At 46.6% G+C, this 1,726-nt stretch carries 2 protein-coding genes; both read right to left on the reverse strand.

Going from position 1 to position 1,726, the window contains the following annotated elements:
* Positions 1-335: rRNA adenine N-6-methyltransferase family protein (locus tag JX312_RS13185; RefSeq protein ID WP_304505011.1), on the reverse strand; the 335-nt coding region annotated here is incomplete at its 3' end.
* Positions 336-351: 16 nt separating this feature from the next.
* Positions 352-1,581, reverse strand: coding sequence for an aminopeptidase C (locus JX312_RS13190; RefSeq protein WP_123403049.1), 1,230 nt, complete (start codon positions 1,579-1,581; stop codon positions 352-354).
* Positions 1,582-1,726 lie beyond the last annotated feature (145 nt).

Here is a 1,726-nt window from a genome sequence, read left to right on the forward strand (position 1 = left end):
GGGTAGTTTCCTATGAGCGCGAACGGACCCGAGTAGATCTCCTCCAGATCCATTTTCAGAAAATCCCCCTCTACTACGTTCAGACCGGGATAGATCTTGTCAAGGTATTCCACGCTTTCGTGGTCAAGCTCAACGGCTGTCAGTTCCCTGCCTGTATTCATGAGATATTTTGTCATCATGCCCATTCCCGGTCCTATTTCAAGAATGGGAAGTGAGCCATATGCGGCAGAGGCAGCGGGAAGCTGCTCTGCCGAAATGGTTTCAGAAATGCGGCGTGCGATTTCCTCGTCTTTAAGGAAATGCTGCCCGAGGTTCTTTTTAGCTCTTACCTGCATATGGTTCAAACGCCTATTATTTTATTTTCTTGGCGATTGAGGCAGGGATTGCTTCCTTGCGCACGCCGATATTCATGGTCTTCTCAAGGAAATAGGGTACGGAAACATAGAAGAAACCATCGTAAACCTGGTTTGTATCCCATGAATTTTTCACTTTGTAATATTTGTTTCCTTCCTGATCTGTGGCATAACCTACAATCACCATTCCGTGGTCATCGGTTGTCTCATAATTGTCGAAACCCTGCTGGCGGAGTTCCTGGGTGATTTCTTTCTCTTTGACAGGACCCTTGATTTTGAAACGTTCGCTGGAGCGGTCTTTGTCGGAAAGTTTCACCCAGCGTGAAAGTTCAGAGTCTGTCATGTCCTTTTCCTCCTTTTCAGCCGGATTCACGGCATAACCGTCTGTCCATTTGAATCCTCCTTCCGACACGTCGGCTCCCCAGAAAACTGTATATCCCTTGTCGAGAGCGTTGTCGGTTATTGCCTGAAGGTCGGCGAGAGGTACGTTCACATTCTCGCTCCAAAGCCAGTTGTCCGGAATTTCAAGAGCGAATTTCTCATAGAAAGGGTGATGTGTGTAGCTTGTGAATATCTCGAAATTATCCGGCTCTATGCCTATCTCTTTCGCGAAGCTCTGAGGAGTGTAGGTCTTTCCCTTGTATGTGAAATTCTCAGGCACTGCGCCAAGATATGCGTCAAGAATGCCGATGAATCCGGGAAGCCATGCGGTTGTCAGCTTTTTGGTGCGCTGACCGTTGCGCATCACTGCGTCAAGATAGCTTTTAAGTGCGTCCGCCATCTCGTAGTGAGAATGTTTTTTCTCGCCATAGTTTAGCCCTGCATAAGCTTCTTCAGGCATCGCGCCGTAGCGGCGGGTCATTTCAAGCACATCCTCAAACGAACCTCCCTGAGCGAAGTTTATCTGACCGTTTGTGCGGATATATTTTTTTGCCTTGTCGATATATGCGTTGCGCACAACGAACATTTCCGACAGGTCGAGTTCCCCTTTGCCTCTGCGAAGCAGGTCGTCTTCGATTGTAGAGATTCCGGAGAACGCCCAGCATGTTCCGGATTTGTTCTGGTCTTTTACCGGAGTGGTAGGGATAATTTTCACATCAGTGAACGTGAAACCTGTGGAATCGGGATTCACGACTTTAGCATCGTCCATTTCCGGAGCCTGAAAATAGGTGGCATTTGCAACGCCTGATGCCAGAAGGGCACCGGCAAAAAGAATTATCTTCTTCATGGTGTTATTGTTTTTTATATGTATGCGATTGATTCATCCATCAAATTTACTACAAATTATTGAAATTTAAACACTAGTGTCTCTTAAAAAGTGTTAATCAAATTCGAGGTCAAGAGTTGGATGGCAATTTGCTATTTGTGCTGGC

Origin of the sequence: Barnesiella sp. CU968 (assembly GCF_905219685.1) — a bacterium.
Taxonomy (GTDB): domain Bacteria; phylum Bacteroidota; class Bacteroidia; order Bacteroidales; family Muribaculaceae; genus Lepagella; species Lepagella muris_A.

Coding starts and splice junctions, on each gene's coding strand:
- JX312_RS13190 (WP_123403049.1), bottom strand. CDS start 1,581: ATGAAGAAGATAATTCTTTTTGCCGGTGCCCTTCTGGCATCAGGCGTT.